The organism is Serratia sp. Nf2 (assembly GCF_003028435.1).
Lineage (GTDB): Bacteria > Pseudomonadota > Gammaproteobacteria > Enterobacterales > Enterobacteriaceae > Serratia > Serratia marcescens_L.
The window spans coordinates 107,087-126,323 of sequence record NZ_PYTW01000006.1; the positions used below are offsets into that span (position 1 = coordinate 107,087).

18 protein-coding genes are annotated in these 19,237 nt (G+C 65.2%); 11 read left to right on the plus strand and 7 right to left on the minus strand.

What is annotated here, in order from left to right; translation table 11 throughout:
• Positions 1-39 precede the first annotated feature (39 nt).
• Genes atzF through urtE form a run of 8 tightly spaced genes read left to right on the plus strand, consistent with a single transcriptional unit; the run spans position 40 to position 11,754 of the window.
• Positions 40-1,875 carry an allophanate hydrolase gene (gene atzF / locus C9411_RS14935; RefSeq protein WP_107227371.1) on the plus strand — a complete coding sequence of 612 codons (1,836 nt, stop codon included), beginning with the start codon at positions 40-42 and terminating at the stop codon, positions 1,873-1,875.
• 2 nt (positions 1,876-1,877) lie between these two features.
• A complete protein-coding gene (gene uca, locus C9411_RS14940; protein WP_107227469.1) occupies positions 1,878-5,498 on the plus strand; it encodes an urea carboxylase in 3,621 nt (1,206 codons plus the stop codon).
• 14 nt (positions 5,499-5,512) lie between these two features.
• Complete coding sequence (locus tag C9411_RS14945) at positions 5,513-6,232, plus strand: GntR family transcriptional regulator (protein ID WP_107227470.1); 720 nt, start codon at positions 5,513-5,515, stop codon at positions 6,230-6,232.
• 26 nt (positions 6,233-6,258) lie between these two features.
• Complete coding sequence (gene urtA / locus C9411_RS14950; protein WP_063991257.1) at positions 6,259-7,527, plus strand: urea ABC transporter substrate-binding protein; 1,269 nt, start codon at positions 6,259-6,261, stop codon at positions 7,525-7,527.
• 56 nt (positions 7,528-7,583) lie between these two features.
• The gene (urtB, locus tag C9411_RS14955; RefSeq protein WP_063991258.1) at positions 7,584-9,164 is read left to right on the plus strand and encodes an urea ABC transporter permease subunit UrtB; all 1,581 of its coding nucleotides are present in this window, start codon (positions 7,584-7,586) and stop codon (positions 9,162-9,164) included.
• A complete protein-coding gene (urtC, locus tag C9411_RS14960) occupies positions 9,164-10,240 on the plus strand; it encodes an urea ABC transporter permease subunit UrtC (protein ID WP_107227372.1) in 1,077 nt (358 codons plus the stop codon). The genes urtB and urtC overlap by 1 nt, the downstream gene beginning before the upstream one ends.
• A complete protein-coding gene (gene urtD, locus C9411_RS14965; RefSeq protein ID WP_049195077.1) occupies positions 10,237-11,043 on the plus strand; it encodes an urea ABC transporter ATP-binding protein UrtD in 807 nt (268 codons plus the stop codon). The genes urtC and urtD overlap by 4 nt, the downstream gene beginning before the upstream one ends.
• A 12-nt stretch (positions 11,044-11,055) precedes the next feature.
• Entirely contained in the window at positions 11,056-11,754 is a 699-nt protein-coding gene (urtE, locus tag C9411_RS14970) for an urea ABC transporter ATP-binding subunit UrtE (protein ID WP_063991260.1), read from the plus strand.
• A gap of 7 nt (positions 11,755-11,761) precedes the next feature.
• Here urtE and C9411_RS14975 read toward each other — a convergent pair whose 3' ends face one another.
• Both C9411_RS14975 and C9411_RS14980 read right to left on the minus strand, forming a co-directional pair.
• The gene (locus tag C9411_RS14975) at positions 11,762-11,974 is read right to left on the minus strand and encodes a type II toxin-antitoxin system RelE/ParE family toxin (protein ID WP_233221914.1); all 213 of its coding nucleotides are present in this window, start codon (positions 11,972-11,974) and stop codon (positions 11,762-11,764) included.
• A gap of 71 nt (positions 11,975-12,045) precedes the next feature.
• Complete coding sequence (locus C9411_RS14980) at positions 12,046-12,309, minus strand: type II toxin-antitoxin system ParD family antitoxin (RefSeq protein WP_107227373.1); 264 nt, start codon at positions 12,307-12,309, stop codon at positions 12,046-12,048.
• Between the two features lie 134 nt (positions 12,310-12,443).
• Between C9411_RS14980 and C9411_RS14985 the strand changes: the two genes are divergently transcribed.
• Positions 12,444-12,956, plus strand: coding sequence for a DUF2165 family protein (locus tag C9411_RS14985; protein ID WP_063991261.1), 513 nt, complete (start codon positions 12,444-12,446; stop codon positions 12,954-12,956).
• Between the two features lie 22 nt (positions 12,957-12,978).
• Here the strand turns inward: C9411_RS14985 and C9411_RS14990 are convergent, their stop codons facing one another.
• From C9411_RS14990 to C9411_RS15000, 3 genes are all read right to left on the minus strand, one after another.
• Complete coding sequence (locus C9411_RS14990) at positions 12,979-13,491, minus strand: GNAT family N-acetyltransferase (protein WP_063991262.1); 513 nt, start codon at positions 13,489-13,491, stop codon at positions 12,979-12,981.
• Between the two features lie 41 nt (positions 13,492-13,532).
• Positions 13,533-14,750 (minus strand): FAD-dependent oxidoreductase, encoded by a 1,218-nt coding sequence (locus C9411_RS14995; protein ID WP_107227374.1) that lies wholly within the window; start codon positions 14,748-14,750, stop codon positions 13,533-13,535.
• A 76-nt stretch (positions 14,751-14,826) separates the two neighbouring features.
• Positions 14,827-15,396, minus strand: coding sequence for a DUF4865 family protein (locus C9411_RS15000; RefSeq protein WP_107227375.1), 570 nt, complete (start codon positions 15,394-15,396; stop codon positions 14,827-14,829).
• Between the two features lie 105 nt (positions 15,397-15,501).
• On the opposite strand from C9411_RS15000, the gene C9411_RS15005 reads away from it, so the two are divergent.
• Positions 15,502-16,371 (plus strand): LysR substrate-binding domain-containing protein, encoded by an 870-nt coding sequence (locus tag C9411_RS15005; protein ID WP_107227471.1) that lies wholly within the window; start codon positions 15,502-15,504, stop codon positions 16,369-16,371.
• Here the strand turns inward: C9411_RS15005 and sseA are convergent.
• On the minus strand, positions 16,368-17,213 hold the full coding sequence (gene sseA, locus C9411_RS15010) for a 3-mercaptopyruvate sulfurtransferase (protein ID WP_063991266.1): 846 nt from the start codon (positions 17,211-17,213) through the stop codon (positions 16,368-16,370). The genes C9411_RS15005 and sseA overlap by 4 nt on opposite strands.
• Positions 17,214-17,319: 106 nt before the next feature.
• Between sseA and C9411_RS15015 the strand changes: the two genes are divergently transcribed.
• Positions 17,320-17,742 carry an NUDIX hydrolase gene (locus C9411_RS15015; RefSeq protein ID WP_107227376.1) on the plus strand — a complete coding sequence of 141 codons (423 nt, stop codon included), beginning with the start codon at positions 17,320-17,322 and terminating at the stop codon, positions 17,740-17,742.
• On the opposite strand, the gene C9411_RS15020 is transcribed toward C9411_RS15015, so the two are convergent.
• Positions 17,730-19,169 carry a PLP-dependent aminotransferase family protein gene (locus C9411_RS15020; protein WP_107227377.1) on the minus strand — a complete coding sequence of 480 codons (1,440 nt, stop codon included), beginning with the start codon at positions 19,167-19,169 and terminating at the stop codon, positions 17,730-17,732. The genes C9411_RS15015 and C9411_RS15020 overlap by 13 nt on opposite strands.
• Between the last annotated feature and the right edge of the window lie 68 nt (positions 19,170-19,237).

Genomic DNA, 19,237 nt, shown 5'->3' on the forward strand with positions numbered 1-19,237 from the left:
TGTTGAATCCCATCTTGTGTACCAGATGGAATTCAGCCGATGAGCGACCCTGTTGAAGCGTGCGGTTTTACCCTCAGTGAATGGCAGCACCATTATCAAACCCGTCCGGCGGGCGAGCGCCTCGCCTGCGTCTGCGCGACGATCGAAACGCTGATCGCCGGGCTGAACCCGGACGATAACGCCTGGCTGTATCTCGCCACGCCGGCGCAGCGCGAGCAGCAGTATCGGCAGCTCGCGCAACGGCTGGAAGCGGTCGCCGGCGATCTCAGCCGCCTGCCGCTGTTCGGCGTGCCCTTCGCCATCAAAGACAATATCGACGTCGGCGGCTGGCCGACCAGCGCCGCCTGCCCGGCGTTCACTTATCAAGCCGCGGCGGACGCCACCGTGGTCGCCCATCTGCGCGCCGCCGGGGCGATCGCCCTCGGTAAAACCAACCTCGACCAGTTCGCTACCGGGTTGGTGGGCACCCGCTCACCTTACGGCGCGGTGGTCAACAGCTTCGACAGCCGCTACGTCAGCGGCGGTTCCAGCTCCGGCTCCGCCTCGGTGGTGGCGCGCGGCCTGGTGCCGTTCGCGCTGGGCACCGACACCGCCGGTTCGGGGCGCGTGCCCGCTGGGTTCAACAACATCGTCGGGCTGAAGCCGACCAAAGGGCGGCTGTCCAACCGCGGCGTGGTGCCGGCCTGCCGGTTGAACGATACGGTGTCGGTCTTCGCGCTGACGGTGGCCGATGCCGCGCAGGTGGCGGAGCTGGCGAGCGGCTTTGACGCGGCAGATCCGTATTCCCGCCCCGATCCGCATACCGCGCCGGCGGATATTCCCGCCGCGCCGCGTTTCGCCATCCCCGCCCAGCTGGAGTTTTTCGGTGACGCTCAGGCTGAGCGGGCGTTTCACCGTGCGCTGGCGCAGCTGCAGGCGGGCGGCGCCACGCTGGAACCCCTCGATTTCGCGCCGTTTCGCACCCTGGCGGAGCAGCTGTATTACGGCCCCTGGGTGGCGGAGCGCACCGTGGCGATTGAGCAGGTGCTGGAAGCGAGCCCGCAGGCTATCGATCCGGTGGTGCGTGGCATCGTCGGCAACGGCCTGGGCTACAGCGCCTGCGACGCCTACAAGGCGGAATACCTGCGTGCCGAATTAGCGCGGCAGATCGCCCAGCGGCTGGCGCCGTTCGACGCGCTGGTGGTGCCGACCGCGCCCACTATTCGCACCCTGGCGGAGATGGCGCAGGAGCCGGTGCTGTTCAATTCGCAGTTCGGCACTTACACCAATTTCACCAACCTGGCCGATCTGAGCGCGCTGGCGCTGCCGGGACCGCTGCGCGAAGACGGGTTGCCGGCGGGCATTACCCTGATTGCGCCCGCCTGGCATGACCGGGCGCTGGCGGCGTTTGGCCTGCGCTGGCAACGGCAATGCGCCTTGCCGCTCGGCGCTATCGGCCGAGCATTGCCGCCGCAGCCCGCGCCCGCGCCGGCGCCGTCGGCGGGACATGTGCGTCTGGCGGTAGTGGGCGCTCACCTCAGCGGCATGCCGCTCAACGTCCAGCTGACGCAGCGCGACGCGGTGCGGGTGGAGCAAACCGTCACCGCCCCCTGCTATCGCCTGTATGCGCTGGCCGATACCGAGCCGCCGAAGCCGGGTCTGGCGCGCGTGGCGCAGGGGGCGGCGATCCGCGTTGAGCTGTGGGACATCCCGCTGGCCCGTTTCGGCGAGTTTGTGGCGGAAATCCCGTCGCCCTTGGGCATCGGCACGCTGCTGCTGGCGGACGGCCGGCGGGTGAAGGGGTTTATCTGCGAAGCCTGGGCGCTGGAAGGCGCCACGGATATTACCGAGTTTGGCGGCTGGCGTGACTATCTCGCCGGCGTTAAGGGGGCATGAACATGTTTACTACCGTACTGATCGCTAACCGCGGAGAGATCGCCTGCCGCGCCATTCGCACCCTGAAACGCCTGGGCGTCACCAGCGTAGCGGTCTATTCCGACGCCGACCGCAATGCGCCGCACGTCACTGAGGCCGACAGGGCAGTGGCGCTCGGCGGCGACAAGGCCGCCGACAGCTACCTGCGCATCGACAAAATCCTCGCGGCGGCGGCGGCCACCGGCGCGCAGGCGATCTACCCCGGCTACGGCTTTTTGTCCGAGAGCGCCGAGTTTGCCGACGCCTGCGAGGCAGCGGGCATCGCCTTTATCGGCCCGACGGCGGCGCAGATCCGCGAGTTCGGCCTCAAGCACCGAGCGCGCGAGCTGGCGGCGTTGGCCGGAGTGCCGATGACGCCGGGCACCGGCTTGCTGGAGAGCGTCGAGCAGGCGGTTGCCGCCGCTGCGCGCATCGGCTACCCGGTGATGCTGAAAAGCACCGCCGGCGGTGGCGGCATCGGCCTGACGCGCTGTGACGATGAGGCGGCACTGCGCGACGCGTACGACAGCGTCAAACGGCTGGGAGAGCAGTTCTTCCGCGACGCCGGCGCCTTTATCGAACGCTTTGTCGATCGGGCGCGCCACGTCGAGGTACAGATTTTCGGCGACGGCCAGGGGCGGGTGGTGGCGCTCGGCGAGCGCGACTGCTCGCTGCAGCGCCGCAACCAAAAGGTGGTGGAAGAAACCCCGGCGCCGCACCTGCCGGCAGCGACCCGTCAAGCGCTGCATCGGGCGGCGGTGGCGCTGGGCGAATCGGTGAATTACCGCAGCGCCGGCACCGTGGAATTCATTTACGACGCCGCGCGCGACGAGTTTTACTTCCTGGAAGTGAACACCCGCTTACAGGTAGAGCACCCGATCACCGAGATGGTCACCGGCCTGGATCTGATCGAAGGCATGCTGCAGGTGGCGGCGGGCGACGCGCTGGATTGGGCGGCGCTGCAACGCGCGCCGCAGGGCGCGGCGATCGAAGTGCGCCTCTACGCCGAAGATCCGTTGAAAAACTTCCAGCCCAGCCCTGGCGTGCTGACTGAAGTGCATTTCCCCGCCGACGTGCGCCTCGACGGGTGGGTGGCGACCGGCAGCGAAGTCTCGGCGTTTTACGATCCGATGATCGCCAAGCTGATCGTGCACGGCGCTGACCGCGCGCAGGCGCTGGAAAAACTGCGCGTCGCGCTGGCGGCGACCCGTTTGCACGGTATCGCCACCAACCTCGATTATCTGCGACAGGTGATCGCCACGCCGCAATTTCAGCGCGGCGACGTTTGGACGCGCCTGCTGGACGATGTGCGTTTCCAGCCGCACTGCCTCGAAGTGCTGCAACCCGGCACCTACAGCAGCGTGCAGGATTATCCCGGCCGCCTCGGCTATTGGGACATCGGCGTACCGCCGTCCGGCCCGATGGACGACTTCGCGTTCCGGCTGGCCAACCGCATCGTCGGCAACCACCCGGCGGCCGCCGGGCTGGAGTTTACCCTGCAGGGGCCGACGCTGCGCTTTCATTGCGACGCCATCATCGCGCTGACGGGTGCCAGCTGCCCGGCCGACCTGGACGGCGAAGCGGTCGCTTACTGGCGGCCGATCGCGGTGCGGACCGGGCAGGTGCTGACGCTGGGGCGCGCCACGCACGGCTGCCGCACCTATCTGGCGGTACGCAACGGCTTTGATGTGCCGGTGTATCTCGGCAGCCGCTCCACCTTTGCGCTGGGCCAGTTCGGCGGCCACGCCGGGCGCACCCTGCGCGTGGCGGACATGCTGGCGATCGCTCAACCGACGCTGGCTGCTTGCACCACGCCGGCGCCGATCGCCGCGCCACAGGCGATGGACGACAGCTTGATCCCGCACTACGGCGATCAGTGGCACATCGGCGTGCTGTACGGTCCGCACGGCGCGCCGGACTTTTTCACTGCCGAATCGATAGAGGCCTTCTTCGCTACCGACTGGCAGGTGCATTACAACTCCAACCGCCTCGGCGTGCGCCTGGCGGGGCCGAAGCCCGAATGGGCGCGGGAGGACGGCGGCGAAGCCGGTTTGCATCCTTCCAACGTGCACGACTGCGAGTACGCCATCGGCGCGATCAATTTCACCGGCGACTTCCCGGTGATCCTGACCCGCGACGGGCCCAGCCTCGGCGGCTTCGTCTGCCCGGTGACCATCGCCAAGGCCGAGCTGTGGAAAGTGGGGCAGGTGAAGCCGGGCGACCGCATCCGGTTCCATCCGATCGGCTTTCGCCAGGCGCAGTCGCTGGAGCAGGCGCAGTTGGGCAGCATCGAAGCGCTGGCGGCGGTGAAGGCCATCACCCTGCCGCCGCCGGATCTGGCTCCGGCGGAGACCGTTTCCGCTGCGGTGCTGGCGGCGCTGCCGGCGGCGGAAGGGAGCCCGGCGGTGGCGTATCGCCAGGCGGGGGACGGTTACCTCCTGATGGAGTACGGCGAAAACGTGCTCGATCTGGCGCTGCGGCTGCGCATTCATCTGCTGATGCAGTCGCTGCGGCAGGAGGCGATACCGGGCGTGGCGGAGCTGGCGCCGGGCGTGCGTTCGCTGCAAATCCGCTACGACAGCCGGCAGATTAGCCAGGCCGATCTGCTGCAGCGCCTGCTGGCGCGCGAACGGGCGCTGGGGGACGTCAGCCGCCTGAAGGTGCCGACGCGCACCGTTTGGCTGCCGATGGCGTTCGAGGATTCGGCCACGCTGGGCGCGGTGGATCGCTATCAGCAGACGGTGCGTGCCTCGGCGCCCTGGCTGCCGAACAACGTCGATTTCATTCAGCGCATCAACGGTCTGAGCCAACGCGAGCAGGTGCGCGACATTCTGTTCGACGCCAGCTACCTGATCCTCGGGCTGGGGGACGTCTACCTCGGTGCACCCTGCGCGGTGCCGCTCGATCCGCGCCATCGCCTGCTGAGCTCCAAATACAACCCGGCGCGCACCCACACCGCCGAAGGAACGGTCGGCATCGGCGGCATGTACATGTGCATTTACGGCATGGATTCGCCGGGCGGTTACCAGCTGGTGGGGCGCACGCTGCCGATCTGGAACAAATTCCTCAAAAACCCGCAGTTCACCGCCGGTGAGCCCTGGCTGCTGCGCTTCTTCGATCAGGTGCGCTTCTACCCGGTCAGCGAGCAAGAACTGGACGAGCAGCGCGAAGCGTTCCGCGAAGGGCGCATGCAGGTGCGTATCGAAGAGAGCGAATTCGACTTCGCTGCCTACACCGATTTCCTGGCCGACAACGCCGAGGCGATCGCCGACTTCCAGCATCGCCAGCAGCAGGCGTTCAGCGCCGAAGTGGCGCGCTGGCGCAGCGATGACGACGAGGCCGAGGCGCAGCTGTTGCCGCCGGTTGAAGAAGACGCGATCGACGGCGATTTGGTCAGCGCCGATCTGAACGGCAGCGTGTGGAAGATCCTGGTGGAGCCGGGGCAGGCGGTGGCGGCCGGGCAGCCGCTGATCGTGGTCGAGGCGATGAAGATGGAATTGGCGGTCACCGCGCCGCGCGCCGGGATCGTCAAACGTATCAGCTGCCGGCAGGGGCGGCCGGTCGGGCCGGGCGACGCCCTGCTGTGGCTGGAAAAAGCGGTCTGAACGGAGAGGCGATGATGCAAATCACCAACGGGGAGCACAAGGCGCGGCCGGAGGGACTGGCGGAGCGCATTTATCTGCAGCTCAAGGCCGACATCTTCGAGTTTCGCCTGCTGCCGGGCGATCGCTTCAGCGAAAGCGACGTGGCGCAGCGCATGGCGGCCAGCCGCACGCCGGTGCGTCAGGCGCTGTTTCGGCTCGAGCGCGAAGGCTATGTCGAGGTGCTGTTTCGCAGCGGCTGGCAGGTGCGGCCGTTCGACTTCGCCTACTTCGAAGAGCTGTACGACCTGCGCATCGTGCTGGAACAAGAGGCGGTGAAACGGCTGTGCGAATGGCCGGCCGGGGAAACGCTGGCCGCGCTGGCGGCGCTGAGCCATTTTTGGACCGAAGCGCCGCGCCTGGCGGACGGCCAGGCGGTGTCGCAGCACGATGAGCAGTTTCATCAGGCGTTGGTGGCCGCGGCGGGCAACGGCGAAATGGCGCGCATTCACCGCGAGCTGACCGAAAAGATCCGCATCATTCGCCGGCTGGACTTCACCCAGCAGGCGCGGGTGGACGCCACCTACCGCGAACACGCCGCCATTTTGCAGGCGATCCTGCAGCGGCAAAGCGGGGCGGCGCAAGCGCTGCTCGGCGAGCATATCGCCGTCAGCAAGGCAGAGGTACGAAAAATAACGCTGCACATGTTGCACCAGGCGCGGGCCCAGCAGCCTGCGCGCTCGGCGCAACGATTTTGATTTCACACACATCAGGAGTTTGAACTATGCAACGTCGTCGTTTTATCAAAGCTTTTGCGCTGTCCGCCGCCGCTGTCGGCCTGGGCCTGGCCTGGAGCGCGCAGGCCGCCGACACCATCAAGGTCGGCATTCTGAGTTCGCTCTCCGGCACCATGGCGATTTCCGAGACGCCGCTGAAGGATGTGGCGCTGATGACCATCGACGAGATCAACGCCAAAGGCGGGGTGCTCGGCAAAAAGCTGGAGCCGGTGGTGGTGGATCCGGCCTCCAACTGGCCGCTGTTCGCCGAAAAGGCGCGCCAGCTGCTGAGCCAGGACAAGGTGGCGGCGGTGTTCGGCTGCTGGACCTCGGTGTCGCGCAAGTCGGTGTTACCGGTGTTTGAGGAGCTGAATGGGCTGCTGTTCTACCCGGTGCAATACGAAGGCGAAGAGATGTCGCCGAACGTGTTCTATACCGGCGCGGCGCCGAACCAGCAGGCGATCCCGGCGGTGGAATACCTGCTGAGCGAGGACGGCGGCGGCGCCAAACGTTTCTTCCTGCTGGGCACCGATTACGTCTATCCGCGCACCACCAACAAGATCCTGCGCGCCTTCCTGCACAGCAAAGGCGTGCAGGACAAGGATATCGAAGAGGTCTACACGCCGTTCGGCTACAGCGATTACCAGACCATCGTCGCCAACATCAAGAAGTTTGCCGCCGGCGGCAACACCGCGGTGATCTCCACCATCAACGGCGACTCCAACGTGCCGTTCTACAAAGAACTCGCCAACCAGGGCGTCAAGGCCACCGACGTGCCGGTGATCGCCTTCTCGGTCGGCGAGGAAGAGCTGCGCGGTATCGACACCCAACCGCTGGTGGGCAATCTGGCGGCCTGGAACTACTTCGAATCGCTGGATAACCCGACCAACAAACAGTTTGTCAGCCAGTGGAAAGCCTACGCCAAGGCGCACAACCTGCCGAATTACGCCACTGCGGTCACCAACGATCCGATGGAGGCCACCTACGTCGGCCTCCACATGTGGGCGCAGGCGGTGGAAAAGGCCGGTACTACCGACGTCGATAAGGTGCGCGCGGCGATGGCCGGGCAAACCTTCGCCGCGCCGTCGGGCTTCACGCTGACCATGGACCAGACCAACCACCACCTGCACAAGCCGGTGATGATCGGCGAGATCGAGGGCAACGGCCAGTTCAACGTGGTGTGGCAGACCGAAGCGCCGGTGCGCGCGCAGCCGTGGAGCCCGTATATCGCCGGCAACGACAAGAAGCCGGATTACCCGGTGAAAGGCGGCAAGTAACGTCACTCAGCGCCGGCGCGGCCCAACGCCCGCCGGCCCAACAGAAGAGGCAGCTGATGCAATCTCCGTTTTTATCTTCTTTGCGCGTCGGGCTGTGGCTGCTGTGTGCCTGGCCCCTGCTGGCGCAGGCCGGGCCGGCCGATGAGTTCGCGGCGGCCAATCGTGCGCAGCAGGCCAAACTGCTGCAGGCCTGGGCGGCCGAGCCGGACGCCGCGCGCCTGCCGCTGCTGCAGGGGCTGCAGCAGGAAACCGTGGCGATCGACGGGGCGAAGCGCGCCTTTATCCGCCAGGGCGATCGCTATCTGCCGCTCGAGGGCGAGGCGGCCCCGGTTGGCGAACCGAAGAAGGTGTGGCTGAACAACCGGCTACGCATTCTGATCGCCAACGCATTGTCGGCGCAGCGGCTGGTCAGCGCGGACGCGGCGATGCGGCTGCAGGCGGCGAGCGCGCTGCAGCGCGAAGCGAACGGCGAGCAGCTGCCGCTGTTGGCCCGGCAGCTGGCGCGGGAAACAGACCCACAGGTTCGCGACGCGCTGAGCCTGGCGCTGGCTAACCTGCAGCTGGCCGACGGCAATCCGCAGGTGCGTTTCAATGCGGTGCGGCTGTTGGGCGAATCGGGTGAGCCGGACACCCGCGCGCGGCTGCAAGCGTTGACCGACGTGGCCAATGAACCGGACGCCGCGGTGCGCGCCGAGGCGCAACGCAGCCTGCAGCAGGTGCAGCATCGCCTGATGATCGGCGATCTGCTCGGCCAGGCGTTCAGCGGCCTGTCGCTCGGTTCGATCCTGCTGCTGGCGGCGCTCGGGCTGGCGATCACTTACGGCCTGCTCGGTGTCATCAATATGGCGCACGGCGAAATGCTGATGCTCGGCGCCTATTCCGCCTACCTGGTGCAGGGGCTGTTTCAGCAGTTTGCGCCGCACTGGCTGGCGCTCTATCCGCTGGCGGCGCTGCCGGTAGCGTTCGCCATCACCGCCGGGATCGGCATGCTGCTTGAGCGCACGGTGATCCGCCACCTGTATGGCCGGCCGCTGGAAACCCTGCTGGCCACCTGGGGCATCAGCCTGGTGTTGATCCAACTGGTGCGGGTGCTGTTCGGCGCGCAGAACGTCGAGGTCGCCAACCCGGCGTGGCTGTCGGGTGGCGTGCAGCTGTTGCCGAACCTGGTGCTGCCGTGGAACCGCATCGCGGTGATCGCGTTCGTGCTCTTGGTGCTGGCGATGACCTGGCTGCTGCTGAACAAGACCCGGCTCGGTATGAACGTGCGTGCGGTGACGCAAAACCGCGCGATGGCGGCCTGCTGCGGCGTGCCCACCGGGCGGGTGGACATGCTGGCCTTCGGGCTGGGATCCGGCATCGCCGGACTCGGCGGGGTGGCGCTGTCGCAGTTGGGCAACGTCGGGCCGGAGCTGGGGCAAGGTTACATCATCGATTCGTTCCTGGTGGTGGTGCTCGGCGGCGTCGGCCAGCTGGCGGGGACGGTGGCGGCGGCCTTCGGCCTCGGCATCGTCAACAAGATCCTCGAGCCGCAGATCGGCGCCGTGTTGGGCAAGATCCTGATCCTGGTGCTGATCGTTCTGTTTATTCAAAAGCGCCCGCAGGGGCTGTTCGCCCTCAAGGGCAGGGTGATTGACTGATGAGCCAACCATTGACCGTAACCGGCGTGCAGAAAGCGCCCCGGCTGGCGTTAAGCATCGGCGCGCTGGCGTTGCTGGCGCTGCTGGTGATGCCGTTCTTGACGCTGTTGCCGGCGGATCATCCGCTGGCGGTGTCCACCTATACCCTGACGCTGGCGGGCAAGATCCTGTGCTACGCGGTGGTGGCGGTGGCGCTCGATCTGGTGTGGGGCTATGCCGGGCTGCTGTCGCTCGGCCACGGGCTGTTCTTCGCGCTCGGCGGCTACGCCATGGGCATGTACCTGATGCGGCAGGCGGCAGGCGACGGGCTGCCGGCGTTTATGGCGTTCCTCTCCTGGAATGAGCTGCCGTGGTTCTGGAGCGGCACCCAGCATTTCGCCTGGGCGCTGTGCCTGATCGTGCTGGTGCCGGGCCTGCTGGCCTTCCTGTTCGGCTACTTCGCCTTTCGCTCGAAAATTAAAGGGGTGTATTTCTCGATCATGACCCAGGCGCTGACCTATGCCGGCATGCTGCTGTTCTTTCGCAACGAGACCGGCTTCGGCGGCAATAACGGTTTTACCGGTTTCACCACGCTGCTCGGCTTTCCCATCACCGCCGCCGGCACGCGGGTGGCGCTGTTTCTGGCGACGGTACTGCTGCTGGCCGCCAGCCTGGTCATCGGCTTTGCGCTGGCGCGCAGCAAGTTCGGCCGGGTGCTGACCGCGGTGCGCGATGCGGAAAACCGACTGACCTTCTGCGGCTACGATCCGAAGGGCTTCAAGCTGTTCGTCTGGACGCTGTCGGCGGTGCTGTGCGGGCTGGCCGGCGCGCTCTATGTGCCGCAGGTCGGCATCATCAACCCCGGCGAAATGTCGCCGACCAACTCGATCGAGGCCGCCATCTGGGTGGCGCTCGGCGGGCGCGGCACGCTGGTGGGGCCGCTGCTCGGCGCCGGCATCGTCAACGGCGCCAAGAGCTGGTTCACCATGGCCATTCCCGAATACTGGCAGTTCTTCCTCGGTCTGATGTTTATTGTCGTCACGCTGTTTCTGCCCAAAGGGGTGATCGGCCTGCTGCGCCGGAGGAAAACCTCATGAAAGCGATGCAAGTGACCGACGAGCTGTTTACCCACCCGCTGCCGGCGGATAAATACCGGCAGCAAACCGATCCGGTGCTGCAGCTCGATAGCGTCAACGTCAGCTTCGACGGTTTTCGCGCGCTGACCGATCTGTCGCTGCGCATTGGCGTCGGCGAACTGCGCTGCGTGATCGGCCCCAACGGCGCCGGCAAGACCACGCTGATGGATGTGATCACCGGCAAGACCCGGCCGGACAGCGGCAGGGTGTTTTACGATCAGACCGTCGATCTGACCCGGCTGGCGCCGATGCAGATCGCCCACGCCGGCATCGGCCGCAAGTTTCAAAAACCGACGGTGTTCGAGGCGCTAACGGTATTCGAGAATCTGGAGATCGCGCAGAAAACCCGCAAGTCGGTGTGGGCCTGCTTGCGCGCTCGGTTAAGCAGCGAGCAGCGCGACCGCATCGACGAGATGCTGAAGACCCTGCGGCTGGGGCATGAGCGCCACCGGCCCGCCGGGTTACTGTCCCACGGGCAGAAACAGTTTCTCGAGATCGGCATGCTGCTGGTGCAGGAGCCGCACCTGCTGCTGCTCGACGAGCCGGCGGCCGGCATGACCGACGCCGAAACCGACTACACCGCCGAACTGTTCCGCGAGCTGGCGGGTAAGCATTCGCTGATGGTGGTGGAGCACGATATGGGGTTTGTGGAAACCATCGCCGATCGCGTGACGGTGCTGCACCAGGGGCAGGTGCTGGCGGAAGGATCGCTGGCGCAGGTGCAGGCCGATGAACGGGTGATTGAGGTATATCTGGGGCGCTGAGGAGGCGTAACGATGCTGCAGGTAGAGGAATTGAATCAGTATTACGGCGGCAGCCACATTCTGCGCGGCCTGTCGTTCGAGGCGCGCATCGGCGAGGTGACCTGCCTGCTGGGGCGCAACGGCGTGGGCAAGACCACGCTGCTGAAATGCCTGATGGGGCTGGTCCCGGCGCGCAGCGGCAGCGTCCGTTGGCAGGGCGAAACCATCACCGGTAAAAAACCGCATCAGCGGGTGCAGGCGGGCATCGCCTATGTGCCGCAGGGTCGGGAGATTTTCCCGCGCCTGACGGTGGAGGAAAATCTGCTGATGGGGCTGGCGCGCTTTTCCGGCGCCGCTGCGCGCACGGTGCCGGATCCGATCTATGACTTGTTTCCGGTGCTGCGGCAAATGAAGGATCGGCGCGGCGGCGATCTCTCCGGCGGGCAACAGCAGCAGTTGGCGATCGGCCGGGCGCTGGCCTGCCGGCCGCAACTGCTGATCCTCGACGAGCCGACGGAAGGGATCCAGCCTTCGGTGATCAAGGAGATCGGCGCGGTGATCAAGCAGCTGGCGGCGAAGGGCGATATGGCGATCCTGCTGGTGGAACAGTTCTATGACTTTGCCGCCGATCTGGCGGACAGCTATCTGGTGATGTCGCGTGGCAGCATCGTGCAGCGCGGCGCCGGCAGCGCCATGGAACAGGACGGCGTACGCGGGCTGGTGGCGATTTGACGTTGGATCAGCTGAAAAAGGATTGACTGAGCGGATCGCGGGAATGATGCAGCACTCTGATGATATTCACCTCCCGCCTGTGCTGACGAAAATAAATCAGGTGGTTGGCGACGGGCAATACCCATAGGCCGGGGCCGATAGCATCGATGTTTCTGCCGAGTTGGTGGTGGCTAAGGTTATCGAAAGCCTGATGCAGGCGGCGCAGATAATCTTCGGCCACCTATAAGCCAAAGCGCGCCAACCCGTAAAAATAGATCTCTTCCATATCGTCCAACGCTTTTGGACGAACGGTTACTTATCTGCGCATCCTTTTGCTTTGCCCCGTATTCTTTCCATGAACACATCACGATCCCATTCGACAGCTTCGCCGCTGTTCTCTCCTTCGGCGATCAGGCGCCTAAGCTCTTCCAGCTTTGAGGTGGCGGTACGTTCGCGCAAGGTGCGCACCGATTCGCGGATGACTTCACTGGGCGTGCGGTAATCGCCGCTGGCCACCAGGTCTTCGACGAAACTACGCAGTTCGTCACCCAGATCTACCGTTAATGTTCTGCCCATTGTTCCTCCTCACTTTCGGCTATGCTGCGTCATTGTAAGATTAGTTCTTACATTGTGCACGTCAAACTATCAGGATCTCAATAGCGGTCCCGTCATGAGGGCGGGAGTTACCCGTTTATTCATTAAGGATAACCATGAACGAAATCACTGTGTCACGCCTCGGTTGCATCGTCCTGTCCCTGTTTCCAGCCCTGTGGGGGCTGTTCAGCCTGTTGAACAATACGGCGGATTTCGCCGGCACTGCGCGCAATGCGGTGGGGCCGCTGCTCGCCATGCAGGATACCTATCAAACGCCGGGGCTGATGTGGCGCGCGATCAGCGCCGACTGGGCCTGCATGTTGGGGTTGGCTGTCATCACCACGCTGGAAACGCTGGCCGGCCTATTCGCGGCCGTAGGCGTGGCGCTGATGCTTGGGCGATTGAAAGGCCCTTACGCCGCCTTCGCCAAAGGCAAGGCCTGGGCGATGCTGGGGGCGCTTTGCGCGATCGCGGTGTGGGGCGTCGGCTTTATGGTGGTCGCCGGCGACTGGTTTATGGCCTGGCAGGCCAAGAAGGATCCGCTGGCGGTGCAGCTGGGGGCGCTGATCTACCTGGCGCCCAATGCGTTTGCCTTGCTGTTCCTGATGCTGCAGCGGGAGCCGCGCTAAACGACGGCGGAGCGGGGCGCGGTTACAGTGCCTTGCTCATATACCAGATGCCTATCGAGCCCTGGGCGCTGGTGTAGCAGGTCTCGCCACAAATGCTCAATCCCTGGCGCTGATAAAAGCGTTGGGCGCCGGTGTTGCGTTGCAGCACCTCCAGCCACAGCGTCTTCTGCCGGCGCTCGATGGCCCGCTGCTGCACCTGTTCGAACAGGCGCTGGCCATAGCCGTTGCCGGCATGGCCCGGCAGGAAATAGATTTTCTGCAGCTCTGCGCCGCGGGTTTGTGTTGGCGCCAGCAGGCTGTCGACGTTGAGCCGCGCATAGCCGACCAGGGCGTCATTCTCATAGGCCAACAGCCAGCACACGTCGGGATCGCGCAGCGTCCGTTCCAGCGCGGAGACGGAAAAATCCTCGGCCAGAAAGGCCTCCAGCTCGTGCGGGTAGCGCCACAGCTCACCGAAGTGCGCGCGATAGGTGCGGATGCCGATATCGCGCACCTGGGTTAAATCTTCCAGCAATGCCTGACGGACGGTGAACATGAATGAACCTCATCGAAGCGGGAACCGATGAGTATAGCGGGTTAATTTTCAAGATGTCGCGGCGTTTCGCGGCGAAAACCCAGGCCGATGATGCGGCCGAACAGGCGCGGCAGCCAGCGGCTGTTGCCGACGCGGGCGATCAGGCGCGAACCGCCCGCTGCGCGGCGTTCGCCCGGCTTGCGTTGGCTCATTTTGATCTGCAAAAACTGGATGGCCCGGGTGGGAAATTCGCGCCGGCGCTGCACGCTCAGTAAATGCTTCAGCTGCAGCCGCTGCTGGCGCAGCGGCGGAATCAGGGCGTTGGCGGCGGCCACTGCGTCCTGAATCGCCAGGTTGACGCCCACGCCGCCGATCGGCGACATGGCGTGCGCGGCGTCGCCGATGCACAGCACCCCCGGTTTGGCCCAGCGATCCAGACGATCGATGCGGATGCTCAGCAGCTTCACCTGATCCCACTCGACGATCTCCTGCAGGCGATCGTCCTGGAATGGCGCCACCTCGGCGAGGTGCAGCAAAAATTTCTCCAGGCCGCTGCGGCGGATCGCGTCGAAGCTGCCTTTATCGATCGAGTAGCCGCACTGCCAGTAGTCGCCGCGATCGATCATGATGAAGTTCTGCTTCGGCCCGGTATGGCCCATCGACCAGGCCGGATCGCCCGGCTGCTTGCTGAGCTTCATCCACAATACGTCGCGCGGGGCGCCGAAGGAGCGGCTGCTGAGCGCCGCCTGCTCGCGCACCACCGAGTTGCGGCCGTCGGTGCCGATCACCAGCTGGCTACGGACGCGGATCGGCCCTTCCGGCGTGTCGGCCAGCACGCCGCATACCTGGCCGCGGTCGTAGAGCAGCTCATGAACCTGCGTCGAGGTGAGCAGCCTGAAATGGGGGAATGCGGCGGCCTGCTGCGCCAAAAAGTTGAGGAACTCCCACTGCGGCATAAAGGCGATAAATTTGCAGCGCGTCGGCAGGCGGGTGAAATCCGCGAGCTTGATGTCGCGCCCGGCGACTTCGGCGTGCAGGGATTCGGCGCGCTGGTGCGGCAGCGTCAGCAGTTCATCGAGCAGGCCCAGCTGGTGCATGACTTCCAGCGTCGACGGGTGAATGGTGTCACCGCGAAAATCGCGCAGGAAGTCGGCGTGCTTCTCCAGCACCGTCACGTCGATCCCCGCCCGCGCCAGCAGATAGCCGAGCATCAGCCCGGCGGGGCCGCCCCCCACGATGCAGCAGGTGGTGGCGTAAGGTGTGATCGGTGATGACGGCATGGCGGTTGACCCCGGAGAGCGGCCCGCATCCCGCGAACCGCAAATGAATGTTTAATGTTGATAATGATTATCAATATCAAGTTTGACTGTCAACCCGCGGCGCAGTGTGGTCAAAGGGGACGGACAGATGGCCGACGCGGAACAGCTGGCCGTTTTGTGCGGGGGACTGCGGCGGTTCACGCCATAAATGCAGCCGCACTAACCGCCACTCGGCGGGATCGAATACCACGATGGAGGCCAGCGCGCCGGGCGCCGCCTGCTGTTGCCGACGCAGCGCAGGCAGATCGCTGTAGGGGATGATGGCCCGTTCCTGGCAGGTCGCCCAGGCGGCCTCGGTCAGATGAGGACGATCGAAATGCGCCAGCCACGGCAGCCAATGATTGACGCGCGGCCAGCCGAACGCCTGGCTGAGGCCCCTGAAACCTTCGCCGGTCAGGAAGTCGCTCATGCCGGCGCTGCTGTTCCACAGGTAGAAGGGAGCATAGAGATTCTCGGCGCTCCCTTCGCTGCGCTGCGCGTACAGATAGGCTTTGACGATCAGCTGCGGGCAGGCGTCGAGCCGGTGGCCGAAATCGGCGATGCGGCGGCGGACGATCGCCATGTCGTAATCGGCGGGCAGGGTGAAACGGTATTGCATCGCGAGCATAAGGATTCTCCGGAAAAACATTGACCTGGAGAGCGTGACACGCCATCTTTATCAGTAAAATCGGTATTATTTTGATTGATGGTTCAGAAAATCAGGATGGTCAGCATGGGGCGAATAACGTTCGATCTCGAGGATTTACGCAGCTTCGTTACCGGCGTCGAACTGGGCAGCTTCGCCAAGGCCGCTGAACGGTTAGGGCGCTCGACGTCGGCGGTCAGCGCCCATTTGAAAAAGCTGGAACAGCAGGTCGGCGCGCCGATCCTGCGCAAGGCCGGGCGCGGCATGGTGATGACCGAGGCGGGGGAAACCCTGCTCGGCTACGCGCGCCGCCTGCTGGAGCTCAATGACGAAGCCGCCGCCGCGGTGCGCGGGTTGGATCTGCAGGGTACGGTGCGGCTGGGGCTGCAGGAGGACTTCGGCGAGACGTTTCTGCCGCAGGTATTGGGCAGCTTCGCGCGCGCCAATCCGAAGGTGCGCATCGAGGCGCGCATCGCCCGCAATGCCGAGCTGATCGACTGGGTGCTGAAAGGCCAGTTGGATCTGTCGCTGGCGTGGGATGGCGGCTTGAGCACGCCGTTTCATCAGGCGCTGGGGCAGCGGCAGCTGCACTGGATCGCCTCGCCCGGCTTCGCGCTGGCGCCCTGGCGAGAAGGGGATGAGCCGCTTTCGCTGGTGATGTTCGACGCGCCTTGCCTGATGCGCAGCGCGGCGACGCAGGCGCTGGATCGTGCCGGCATTCCCTGGCGCATCGCCTTTACCAGCCGCAGCCTGAACGGCGTGTGGGCGGCGGTGAACGCCGGATTGGGCGTTACGGTGCGCACGGCGGCGGGTTTGCCGCCCGGCCTGGCGCCGCTGGCGCCCGATCTGCTGCCCGCTCTCGGCCAGCTTGGCGTGGTGCTGCACCGCGCCGAGGATCAGCCTTCCGCCGCCGTGCAGCGGCTGGCGCAGATCGTGGTCGAGCGGATCGAAACCTAATCTTTGGCGATAGGCTGCTTGCCGCTCAGCTGGCCCCATTCGCTCCAGGCGCCGTCATACAGCTTGACCTGCGGCGCGCCGAGCGACAGCAGGCCGAACGCCAGCACCGCCGCCGTCACGCCGGAGCCGCAGCTGGTGATGATCGGCCCGTTGATGTCCACACCCTTGTCGCTGAAGGTTTGGCGCAGCGCCTCCAGCGATTTGAAGCGGCCGTTTTCCAGCAGCTCGCCGTACGGAATGTTGATGCTGCCGGGAATATGGCCGCGGTGCAGGCCGGGGCGCGGCTCAGGCGCTTCGGCATAAAAGCGCGGCGCGGCGCGCGCGTCGAGAATTTGCACCGGCGTGCCTAACGCCCGTTCCACTTGCTGCATATCCACCACCGCGTCGGCATTGAACCGGGCGTTGAACGTCTGCGGCTCAGGCTGCGCCGGGCCGGTTGCCAGCGCCTGGCCCAGCGCGGTCCAGCCGTTCAGCCCTTCGTCCAGCACGTAAACATGCCGGGCGCCGAAATTGCGGAAGGTCCACCAGCCGCGCGGCGCGGAGAACTGGTTGCCCTCATCGTAAATCACCAGGGTGTCGCGTTCGCTGATGCCCAATTGGCCCACCGCCGCGCCAAACTCCGCCGCCGTCGGCAGCATGTGCGGCAGCGCGGTGTTTTTGTCCGCCACCTCGTCGATATCGAAATAGACCGCGCCGGGAATATGGCCGCGTTCGAACTCGGCAAGCATGTCTTTCTTCGGCGTCAGCCCGACCGGCGACATCCGGACGTCGATCACCACCAGATTTTCATCGTTGATATGTTGCGCAAGCCATTGAGGGGTCACCAGAAACGGAGAGTTCATCGTTATTGTTCGCCTGTTGTGAAAACGGATTTTCACTATACACCAGGCCGCGCGGGGATGAAGTATGATGTTCAGTCAAAGAGGATGGGCAAGGGGCGGAGAAAACATGACGGACGAGGCGTTTGGCGGGGCCAAGATCGCGCTGCTGTGCGACGATCGCTTGCTGGTTTACCAACGGGACGACAAGCCGGGCATTCCGTGGCCCGGCCTGTGGGATCTGCCCGGCGGCGGGCGGGAAAACGGCGAAACGCCGCTGCAGTGCGTGCAGCGGGAGACGCAGGAAGAATTCGGCGTGGCGATCGCCGAATGCCAGGTTATCTGGCGGCGGCGTTACGACGGCATTTTGCCCGGCTCCCCGCCGACCTGGTTTATGGCCAGCGAGATCGCCCCGGCGCAGATCGCCGCCATTCGCTTCGGCGATGAAGGCCAGCGCTGGCAAATGATGCCAGTGGCGCAGTTTATTCACCATCCGCAGGGCATCGAACATCTGCGCCGCCGGGTGGCGGAGTTTTTGCTTCAGTCCGGCTGAGGTTGCAGCACGCCGCTTGGCATCAGCCGCTGGATGGTGGCGCCGACCCGCTGCACCGCCTGTTCGATCTCCGCCGTCAGCGTCGGCGCATAGTTGATGCGCAGGCAGTTACGGTATTTACCGGCGGCGGAAAAAATGCTGCCGACGGCGATTTGTACGCCTTGCGGCTCAAGGTGGCGGTTCAGCCGCAGGGTGTCGAACGCTTCGTCCAGTTCGATCCATAGCATAAAGCCGCCGCGCGGCCGGCTGACGCGGGTGCCGGCCGGGAAGTGCTTCAGGATAAGGTCGGTCATGCGGTCGCGGTTCTGCTGGTAGCGGGCGCGCATGCGCCGCAGGTGCTGCAGATAGTGCCCGCCGCGGATAAATTCGGCGATCGCCAGCTGCGGCTGGGTGGCGGTGGCGCCGGAGCCGATGAATTTCATGTGCAGCACCCGCTCCAGGTAGCGACCGGGCGCGATCCAGCCCACGCGCAGCCCCGGCGCCAGCGTTTTGGAAAACGAGCTGCACAGCAGCACGCGGCCGTCGTCGTCGAACGACTTGATGGTGCGCGGCCGCGGGTAGTGATAGGCGATGTCGCCGTAAACGTCGTCTTCGATGATCGCCGCGTCGTGGCGCTGCGCCAGCGTCAGCAGCCGCTGTTTGTGGGCGTCTGGCATGATGTAGCCCAGCGGATTATTGCAGTTGGGTGTCAGCAAAATGGCTTTGACCGGCCACTGTTCCAGCGCCATCTCCAGCGCCGCCAGGCTGACGCCGGTGAGCGGATCGGTGGGGATTTCCAGCGCCTTGATACCCAGCCCTTTCAGTGTCTGCATGGTGCCGTGGAAGCAGGGCGAATCGACCGCCACGATGTCGCCGGGTTGGCAAACGGCGCGTAGCCCGGCGGAGATCGCTTCCTGGCAGCCGGTGGTGATCAGCAACTGATCGGGGCCGATTTGGCAGCCGGAATCCAGCAACAGGCGGGCAACCTGCTCGCGCAGCGCGGCCACGCCCTGAATGCTGTCGTAATACAGGCTGCGCAGGTCGCCGTGGCGGGCGGCGTTGCGCAGGGCGACGATCAGCGGTTTCATCGTCGGCTCGGCGATATCCGGCATGCCGCGCCCCAGCTGGATCAGGCCTTCGCGCGGCCGGCTGCGCACCAGCTCCAGCACTTGCTCCCATTGTGAAATGTCCACCGGCCGCTGCACCGGCGCCGTCATGGCGGGTAGCTCGGCCTGCGCGCGCCGCGTATGCACGAAGTAGCCCGACTTCGGCCGCGCTTCCACCAGGCGCTGTTCCTCGAGCAGCCGGTAGGCTTGCTGCACCGTGCTGATGCTGACGCCGTGCTCTTGGCTGAGTGCGCGCACCGAAGGTAGGCGATGGCCGGCCGGATACAGCCCTTGCTGAATGCGTTGGCTGAGAATGGCGGCCAGCGTCGCGTAGCGTGTCATACAGAAGCCTCTCATCGTGATAAAGGATTCAAAAACCGGTACAGATGCTTTCAAAGTAAACCATTCAG

Coding starts and splice junctions, on each gene's coding strand:
- atzF (WP_107227371.1), top strand. CDS start 40: ATGAGCGACCCTGTTGAAGCGTGCGGTTTTACCCTCAGTGAATGGCAG.
- uca (WP_107227469.1), top strand. CDS start 1,878: ATGTTTACTACCGTACTGATCGCTAACCGCGGAGAGATCGCCTGCCGC.
- C9411_RS14945 (WP_107227470.1), top strand. CDS start 5,513: ATGCAAATCACCAACGGGGAGCACAAGGCGCGGCCGGAGGGACTGGCG.
- urtA (WP_063991257.1), top strand. CDS start 6,259: ATGCAACGTCGTCGTTTTATCAAAGCTTTTGCGCTGTCCGCCGCCGCT.
- urtB (WP_063991258.1), top strand. CDS start 7,584: ATGCAATCTCCGTTTTTATCTTCTTTGCGCGTCGGGCTGTGGCTGCTG.
- urtC (WP_107227372.1), top strand. CDS start 9,164: ATGAGCCAACCATTGACCGTAACCGGCGTGCAGAAAGCGCCCCGGCTG.
- urtD (WP_049195077.1), top strand. CDS start 10,237: ATGAAAGCGATGCAAGTGACCGACGAGCTGTTTACCCACCCGCTGCCG.
- urtE (WP_063991260.1), top strand. CDS start 11,056: ATGCTGCAGGTAGAGGAATTGAATCAGTATTACGGCGGCAGCCACATT.
- C9411_RS14980 (WP_107227373.1), bottom strand. CDS start 12,309: ATGGGCAGAACATTAACGGTAGATCTGGGTGACGAACTGCGTAGTTTC.
- C9411_RS14985 (WP_063991261.1), top strand. CDS start 12,444: ATGAACGAAATCACTGTGTCACGCCTCGGTTGCATCGTCCTGTCCCTG.
- C9411_RS14990 (WP_063991262.1), bottom strand. CDS start 13,491: ATGTTCACCGTCCGTCAGGCATTGCTGGAAGATTTAACCCAGGTGCGC.
- C9411_RS14995 (WP_107227374.1), bottom strand. CDS start 14,750: ATGCCGTCATCACCGATCACACCTTACGCCACCACCTGCTGCATCGTG.
- C9411_RS15000 (WP_107227375.1), bottom strand. CDS start 15,396: ATGCTCGCGATGCAATACCGTTTCACCCTGCCCGCCGATTACGACATG.
- C9411_RS15005 (WP_107227471.1), top strand. CDS start 15,502: ATGGGGCGAATAACGTTCGATCTCGAGGATTTACGCAGCTTCGTTACC.
- sseA (WP_063991266.1), bottom strand. CDS start 17,213: ATGAACTCTCCGTTTCTGGTGACCCCTCAATGGCTTGCGCAACATATC.
- C9411_RS15015 (WP_107227376.1), top strand. CDS start 17,320: ATGACGGACGAGGCGTTTGGCGGGGCCAAGATCGCGCTGCTGTGCGAC.
- C9411_RS15020 (WP_107227377.1), bottom strand. CDS start 19,169: ATGACACGCTACGCGACGCTGGCCGCCATTCTCAGCCAACGCATTCAG.